This window comes from Streptomyces sp. NPDC029466 (assembly GCF_055574515.1).
This window is the reverse complement of record NZ_JBVHZH010000098.1, coordinates 1-7982: the sequence shown is the minus strand read 5'-3', so window position 1 is coordinate 7982 and position 7982 is coordinate 1. Positions and strand designations below refer to the sequence as shown.

Below are 7982 nucleotides of genomic sequence, written 5' to 3'. Positions count from 1 at the left end.
AAAGCGCCGCCCTTGGGGACGCCCCAAACACCACTCCGCTCCCCGGTGCCTTGGGGGACCTCCCTCGCCTACCCCCCCCCCCCCGTCCCCGCGGCATCGGCCCTGACCCGGGCGTCGAGGCTCGGGTCAGGGCCGGTCGCTCACCTCGGCCGGGCGAACCAGGAGGGCCGGCACGTCGGTCCGGTGCGCTGGCCCGGCACCGTGGGCGTGGGGTCCTCGGGCCGCACCGTGACGGGCGGGTCCGCGGGGGCCGCGTCGGCGGCCTCGTCCTCCTCGGGCCACTCCGAGGGCTCCAGCCGCAGCAGGTCGGCGAGCCGGCTGGACCAGTCGCCCTGCGCCCGGCCCAGGGCGAGTTCGCCCAGGCGCAGCAGCTGGATGTCCGAGGTGCCGGCCGGCGCGAAGATGTGGTGGGCGTCGCGCAAGAAACGTTCCACCGGCCGGTCGGTGAAGAGTCCGCACGCGGCGTGGATGTCCATCGCGTCGCGCGCCGACTCCAGCGCCGATTCCACATTGACCAGCTTGGCGTTCATCAGCTCCGCGTCACACGGCTGCCCCTGGTCCAGCAGATGCACCGCGTGGTACGCGGACAGCCGGCCCAGCAGCAGCCTTGACTGGATGCGCCCGAGCTTCAGCTTGATGTTGCCCAGGTCGGCCAGCGGTTTGCCGTAGCGCTGCCGCTCGGTGCAGAACCTCGTCGTCTCGTCCAGCACCGCCTGATGGATGCCCAGCGACACGGCGGTCAGATTGGGGCGTCCGTAGAGCACGCTGGAGGAGTAGGCGACCGACAGGCCGTCGCCCTCGCGGCCCAGCAGATTCGCCGCCGGGACCCGGCAGTTGTCGAAGAACAGCTCACCGAAGCTGAAGCCGTGCAGGCCCATGGCGGGCTGCTGCGGTCCGACCCGGAAGCCGGGGGTGTCGGCCTCCACGAGGAACGCCGAGAGGCCCTTGGAGCCCTCACCGGTGCGGACCACGACGCCGTGCAGATCGCCGACGTGGCTGTTGCCGACGTAGCTCTTCCGGCCGTTGAGGACGTAGTCGTCGCCGTCGCGGACGGCGGTGGAGGACATCCCCAGCACATGGCCGCCGGACTGCGGTTCGGTGACGGCGATGGTCGGCAGGCAGTCGCCGGAGGCTATGGCCGGCAGCCAGGTCTTCTTCTGCTCCTCGCTGCCGAAGTGGACGATCTTCGCGACACCCAGCTGGGACGCCTGCACCATGGCGCCCATCGCGGCACTCACCCGCGAGAGCTCCTCGATGATCAGAGTCTTGGCGACATGCCCGGCGCCCATCCCCCCGTAGGCGCGGTGCACGGTCGCGCCTATCCACCCCTGACGGGCGATCAGGCGAGACAGCTCATGGCAAACGGAACGGCTCGCCTCCATCTCGGCAATCCGGGGGCGGACCTCGCTCTCGGCGAAGTCCCGCACCCGGTGCCGGAGTGCCTCATGTCTCTGGTCGGTGAAATAGCGATGCAAGACGAGTCCCTCCTTCGCGATCTTCCCCGCGCTGGTCGCACCCCGCCTTGGGACGGCACCGGCGGTGTCGTCTCCAGCGAACGTTCCGGAAAGTGATCTTTCGCTTACCCCGTGCAATACCCGTTGGCATACCTACTGCGGGGCGCATGAAACATCAACTGGGTGTGTTCGGACACGGAGTTGAAGCGCGAAGCACCGGCGCACCACCCCCTGCGCCACAACGGCTGTGGCGCGGTCCCGAAACCCCGGAACCGCGCCACCCCACGCCTCCCCGGGGTGTGGTGACCGGGAGGCTCCTCCGTCAGTCCGCCTCCCCGCAGCACGACTCGCGGCGCTGCTGCCGGCCCACCTCCAGCCAGTCGGTGGCGGCCGCTCGCAGGGCGGGGCCGGCGGGGGCCGGGAAGGATTCGGTGAGGGTCCGTTGTTCGAAGAGGCGGCCGCCGCGTAGTACGGCCGGGGTGCGGACGAGGGTGTCGAAGTCCGTGAAGGGGTCGCCGTCCACCAGGGTCATATCGCCGAGCTTGCCGACCTCCAGGGTTCCCAGATCCCGCTCCGCGCCGAAGACCCGGGCGGGCAGGGCGGTCGCGGTGCGCAGCGTCCGGCTCACGCTGAGCCCGCCGCGGTGCAGCGCCCGCAGACACAGGTGCAGCCCCAGTCCCACCGGCACCAGCGGCTGGTCGGTGCCCAGGGCGATCAGGCCGCCGCCGTCCAGCACCCGCCGGTAGAAGCCGACCTCGGTCGCGATGTCGGCCAGCTGGGCCGGGGTGGGGCGCTGCCGGGCGTGGTCCTTGGTGAACGCGGTGTCCCAGGGCGGCATCAGCCGTTCCACCCGCGGCTCGTCGGCCAGCGCCGGATCGTCGCCCAGCAGAGCGGCCGCCGAGAAGGGGGTGGCGAGGAGGTGGAAGTCGGTGCCGGTGTAGATCTCCTCGACGTCCTGGTAGGCGTGACCGGAACGGGATACCGCATGGCCGAACTCCTGGCGCTGGGTCGCCTGGAGGTGGGTGGTCAGGTCCTGGCCGAGCTGTACCCCCGGGCTGAGCAGATGGCTCCCGGCCCGGACCCCGAGCCGCTGGTGGGCGAAGCGTGCGGCCTCCGCCATTATCCAGCCCGGGGCCCGTACATAGGTCTTGACGAAGTCCCAGTCCAGGGCCGCTCCGCGTTCCAGGGAGCGGCGCAGTCCCTCGCGGGTGCGGTGCGCCCGTCCCATGCTGTAGGCAACCCGGCCGCCGTCCAGCAGCTCCCCGCAGGTCAGCAGCCGCGGCCCGGCGAGCACACCGGCCGCCACCGCCTCCCGGATACGGGCCTGTTCATAGGAGAAGCCGCCGCAGGAGACCGCGGTGGTGATGCCGTAGGCGAGCTGGAGGGCGGTCTGCCGGCCGCCGTACGTCGTCTGCCAGGGGTGCGTGTGCGCGTCCCAGAGGCCGGGCAGTACGGTGCGCGCGGAGGCGTCGATCCGCCGGGCCGCGCCGGACCGGGCCGGGCGGTGCGGTTCCACGGCGGTGATCCGCCCGTCCCGCACCACCACATCGACATCCTCCCGCACCTCGTCACCGGTGCCGTCCCAGAACCGGCCCGCGTGGACGACGGTGTCCCGGGCGCGGGCGGGGCGGTGTTCCAGCGCCAGCGGAACGGTTCGTGGCGCGCCGCCGGACACGTCGATCAGGCGCAGCTTTCCGGCCGAGAGGTACAACAGGGTGCCGGAGTCCCCGGACCACGACGGATGGTCCGCGCTCTCGTCGGCCAGCCGCCGTGGCGCACCGTCCGGTGTGCCGTCGGGGCGCACCGGCAGTACCCACAGCGCGGACTCGGCGATCACCGCCATCCAGCGTCCGTCGGGCGACCACACGGGCCCGGAGTCATAGCGGTCGGCGATCGAGACATGCTCGGCGAGCGGGTGGAGCCGGTCCTTGCCGGTCTCGGTGTCGACGATCCGGATGAGGTGATAGCCCTCGCGGAAGCGGCGGTTGAGCCGGTTGCGGTCGCAGTAGGCCAGCTGCCGTCCGTCCGGTGACCAGCTGGGGCGGCCGGGCAGCCCGCCCGCTCCCAGCGGCGCGGCCAGCACCTTTTCCCGGCCGTCGGCGAGCGTCCGTACGACGAGGTTCCCCGACATGTCCAGCGCGGCCAGCCGCCCGCCGTCCGGCGACAGCGCGGGGTGCACCCGGCCGCCGGTCGCCAGCACCGTCTCCTTGCCGGAGGCGAGCTCGTGGCGGCGGACCGCGAACAGCCCGTCCCGGTCGTCCGCATAGACCAGCGCCCGCCCGTCACGGGACCAGCTCGGTGCCAGGACATACCGGGTGGTGTCGGCCCGGACGATGCGGCGGGGCGCGCCGCCACCTGAAGTGGGGGCGATCCAGAGGGAGTTGAGGGCGGCGAAGGCGACCCTGCGGCCGTCGGGCGACAGCGCGGGCAGATGCACCCCGCGCACGGGGGCCGCCGCCGTCCGCTCGAAGCCGTAGTCCTTGACGCGGTAACGGGGGCGGTCCAGCGGCAGCCGCGCGCTGAACGGGATCTGCTCGGCCCGCCCCGGGGCGCCGGCCGGGACGATCCGGAACTGCCCGCCGACGGTGAGCAGCAGCTCGTCCCGCGAGACCCAGCGCGGCGGCACCGGCTCCACATCACCGTCGACCGCGACCGGTGCCCCGTCCACGACCAGAGTGCAGGTGGGGCCCGGATAGTCCGTGGTCCGCAGATAGACGAGCCGCCCGGCGGGGGACAGGGCCGGCGCCATCACCTGCGCGGCCGCCGTCTCGGTGTGCTCGGTGCGTACCGCGCCGGCCCCGCTCGCCGGTACGGACGCGACCGTACGGGAGAGCAGCGCGGCACCCGCCACCTGGCCCCGTACGAACACGATCCGTGAGCCGTCCGGCGACCAGCAGGGGTCGAAGTCCTCCCAGGCGCCGTCCTGATGGGGCCCGTCCTGGCCGGGCAGCCCGGTCACCCGGGTCAGCCGCCGGGACGCCACCTCCAGTACCCAGATCCGGTACGGGCTGCCGGTCACCGCATCGCCGCCCCGTTCGGAGGCGAAGGCGATCCGGGTGCCGTCGGGGGACCACGCGGGGCCCCGGTCGTCCCACGGGCCGTCGGTCAGCTGCTGGAGACCGGAGCCGTCGGCGTTGAGCATCCACAGGTGGAAGCCGCCGCCGCGGTAGGCGCAGACGGCGATCCGGCGGCCGTCGGGGGAGTGCACCGGGCGGGTGGGCTCCAGGTCGGGCGGGGTCAGCGGCACCGCGTCGCCTCCGGTGCGCGGCAGCGACCACAGAACGTTCTGGACCTCGGCGACCAACCGGTCACCGGCCGGGGCGAGGGAGGCCGCGCCATTGGTGGCGGCGGTGAAGGACAGGGCGCCGGCGGACGCCTGTGCCCCGGCGGGGGGAGCGGTGACGCCGGCCAGTCCGGCCGCGGCGGCGGCCGAGGCGGTGCCCTGGAGGAATCTGCGGCGGGACAGCGGCGAGGGGTGACGGGGGGCATTCTCGGGACGGTCCGTGGTGTCCAACGATCCTCCTGCGAAAGGGAGTTGCCGCACAGGTGCCGGGCAAGAACCGCCCGATCGTGCCACGCCGCGCGGACGCCGGGCCACCTCCGCCACGCGCGCCCCATGGCGCACCGCCGCCCGGCGCGGAAGAGTGGGCGGCGACGACTCGTCAGCCACCGCCCCGGCAGTCAGGAGACGACGCCATGCAGGCCATGCAGCAGGACTTCCACCAGGCTCCGGACGGCGCCCGGATCGCCACCTACACCTGGCTACCGGAGTCCGGCCACCCGCGTGCCCTCGTCCAGATCGCGCACGGCGCCGCGGAACACGGCCGGCGCTACGACCGCTTCGCGCGCTTTCTGTCCGGCCACGGCTATGCCGTCATCGCCTCCGACCACCGCGGCCACGGGGCCACCGCCGCCGCCACCGGCGGCCGCGGGGTGGTCGGCGAGGACGCCTGGCGGGCGATCGTCAGCGACCTCAAGGGCATCGGCGATCACGCGGCCGCCGCCCACCCCGGCCTCCCGCTGGTGCTGCTCGGCCACAGCATGGGCGCGATGCTGGCCCGCGACTACGCCCAGGAGTACGGCGCCGACCTCGCCGGGCTGATCCTCACCGGCACCTTCCGCACCCTGCCCGGCCTGGACATCGAGGGTGCCGTCGCCGCGCTGGAGGAGGAGATCGCCGAGCGCGGCCGCGGCGCCCTCTCCGCCTTCATCCCGCGCACCTTCAGCTCGTTCAATGACGCCTTCACCCACCGCACCGGCTACGAATGGCTCTCCCGCGACGCCGCCGAAGTGGATGCCTATGTCGCCGACGAGGACTGCGGCTTCCCCTTCTCCGCCGGTCTCGCCGCCGACTGGGTACGCGCCATCCGCAAGATCAACGACCCGGGGAACCTCGCCCGGGTACCACGCGGTCTGCCCGTCCATGTCGCCGTGGGTGAGCTGGACCCCTGCCACCAGGGGATGACCCTGGTCCATGAACTCCTGGAGGACTTCCGCTACGTCGGCACCCGCGATCTGACCTGGACGGCCTATCCGGACGCCCGTCACGAGATCCTCAACGAGACCAACCGCGAGGAGGTCCAGGACGATCTGCTGGCCTGGCTCGACAAGCACATCTGAGCCGGTGGGCCCCGGGGCCCGTACCCCTTGGGTTTCGGTCAGGCCCGTCCCGCCAGGAACACGGTGATCCGCTCGCGCAGACCGCGCGGATCGAGGCCGTGTGCCGCCAGGTGCTCGTCGAGCTGTCCGTAGCGGCGCAACTCCTGGCGGCCGACGCCGAGCCCCAGCAGCCGGTGCGGCCGGTCCTCCAGCGCCTCGGCCGCCGGACGCGTCGAGGTCCCCGCGAGATACGGCTCCACGATCACCACATCCGAGGTGCCGGCGGCCCCGGCCGCGGCGCGCAGTGTGGCGGCGTCGAAGGGCCGCACGGTCGTGGCGTAGAGCACGGTCAACGGCAGCCCCTCGGTCGCGGCGAGCACGTTGTCCAGCATCGGGCCGACGGCGATCACCACCCCGCCGCGCCCCTCCCGCACGGTCCGGAAGCGGGCCCCGTCCACCGGCCGGGGCGCGGCGTTGGTCTGTAGGGACAGCCGGACATAGACCTTGTCGTCACCGGCCGCCGCGGCGTGCCGCAGCAGGGTCTCGGCCTCGTCGGGGTGCCCGGGGACATGCACGGTCCAGCCGTCGAGCGTGTCCAGCAGCGCGACATCGCCGGGCGCCATATGGGTGAAGCCGCCGCTCGGCCAGTCGTAGGAGGCCCCGGCGCTCACCAGCACGCCGCCCACGCCCTGGTGGCCGAGGTCCAGCTTCAGCTGCTCGAAGGGGCGCTCCACCAGAAAGCTGGCGAAGGTGTGCATGATCGGGCGGAGCCCGGTGAGCGCCAGCCCGCCGCCCACACCGATCAGCAACTGCTCGCGGATGCCGACGTTCACCACCCGGTCCGGATGGCGTTGTTCCGCCTCGGCGAAGCCGGCCGCCCCGATGTCGGCGAGGACGAGCGCCAGCCGCGGGTCCTCCGCCAGCATCCGCGAGGTGACCGAGGCGAAGCGCTCACGCATGGTGTCCATCACTGAAACCCTCTCGAAGTCTTGGTCGTATACGGGAAGACGGGGCGGCCGCTCAGGCGCCCTTGGGCTCGACGCGGGCGATCACCGCATGCGGACGGCCCGGATGCGGCGCGCTGAAGGCTGCGTACAGCGCCTCGTGGTCGCGGCCGTCCACGGTGGCCGCGGACCACCCCGCGGCCTCGAAGCGGGAGGCGATCCCGCCGCGCCACCCATGCGTGGCGGAGGCGTTGTCGATGACCAGGGTGTGCAGCCGGTCCAGGCCCGCGGCGGCCGCGTAGGCCAGGGCCTCGTGATTGCTGCCCTCGTCCAGTTCGGCGTCGCCGATCAGCACCCATACGGCCGGTCCGGGCCGGCCCTGCGCCCGCAGACCGAGGGCGGTGCCGACGGCCAGCGGCAGCCCGTGGCCCAGCGATCCGCTGCCGATCTCGGCTCCGGGCACCAGCATCCGGTCGGGGTGGTGGCCGAGCGGTGAGTCGTACGAGCCGAAGCCCGGCAGCCACTCGGTGGGGAAGAAGCCCTTGGCGGCCAGCACCGCGTAGTAGGCCATCGGGCCGTGGCCCTTGGAGAGCAGAAAACGGTCCCGGTCCGGGGCCGTGACGGTGCCGGGGGAGACCCGCAGCACCCGGTCGTAGAGGACCCAGAGGGCGTCGAGCGTGGAGGTGGCGGCCGGCCCGTGCTTCTCATCGCCCGTCATCAGGCTCATCAGGTCCGGCAGTTCGGCGAATCCGATGCGGTCGCCGTGCGGAGCGCGCCCTGCCGGGGTGCCCGCCACGGGGAGTGTCGTCAGGTGTGTCATACGACAGAGCCTGCAACCTCAAGCGCGCTTGAGGTCAAGCGTGGGGGCGGGGGGGGGGGGGGGGGCGGCCCGGGCCCCGGTCTCCGGGGGCGGACACGGCCCAAGTTTCGGACGTCCCTCTTCCTGGGGAGGTTGTTGATTCTCGGCTTTTTTCCCCTGTTTTTC

At 73.0% G+C, this 7982-nt stretch carries 5 protein-coding genes; 1 reads left to right on the top strand and 4 read right to left on the bottom strand.

All coding sequences use genetic code 11. From position 1 onward, the window contains the following. Positions 1–140 precede the first annotated feature (140 nt). A complete protein-coding gene (locus ACZ4XD_RS36825) occupies positions 141–1475 on the bottom strand; it encodes an acyl-CoA dehydrogenase family protein (RefSeq protein WP_468049870.1) in 1335 nt (444 codons plus the stop codon). Between the two features lie 301 nt (positions 1476–1776). Next, positions 1777–4968, bottom strand: a complete 3192-nt coding sequence (locus ACZ4XD_RS36820; RefSeq protein ID WP_468049868.1) for an amidohydrolase family protein — start codon at positions 4966–4968, stop codon at positions 1777–1779. Positions 4969–5150: 182 nt separating this feature from the next. Between ACZ4XD_RS36820 and ACZ4XD_RS36815 the strand changes: the two genes are divergently transcribed. Then, on the top strand, positions 5151–6074 hold the full coding sequence (locus ACZ4XD_RS36815) for an alpha/beta fold hydrolase (protein ID WP_468049866.1): 924 nt from the start codon (positions 5151–5153) through the stop codon (positions 6072–6074). Positions 6075–6112: 38 nt separating this feature from the next. On the opposite strand, the gene ACZ4XD_RS36810 is transcribed toward ACZ4XD_RS36815, so the two are convergent. Together ACZ4XD_RS36810 and ACZ4XD_RS36805 are read right to left on the bottom strand one after the other, a co-directional pair. Next, entirely contained in the window at positions 6113–7021 is a 909-nt protein-coding gene (locus ACZ4XD_RS36810; RefSeq protein WP_468049864.1) for a transketolase family protein, read from the bottom strand. A 52-nt stretch (positions 7022–7073) separates the two neighbouring features. Further along, positions 7074–7817: a transketolase gene (locus tag ACZ4XD_RS36805; RefSeq protein WP_468049862.1), complete on the bottom strand. Its 744-nt coding sequence runs from the start codon at positions 7815–7817 to the stop codon at positions 7074–7076. Between the last annotated feature and the right edge of the window lie 165 nt (positions 7818–7982).

Coding starts and splice junctions, on each gene's coding strand:
- ACZ4XD_RS36805 (WP_468049862.1), bottom strand. CDS start 7,817: ATGACACACCTGACGACACTCCCCGTGGCGGGCACCCCGGCAGGGCGC.
- ACZ4XD_RS36810 (WP_468049864.1), bottom strand. CDS start 7,021: ATGGACACCATGCGTGAGCGCTTCGCCTCGGTCACCTCGCGGATGCTG.
- ACZ4XD_RS36815 (WP_468049866.1), top strand. CDS start 5,151: ATGCAGGCCATGCAGCAGGACTTCCACCAGGCTCCGGACGGCGCCCGG.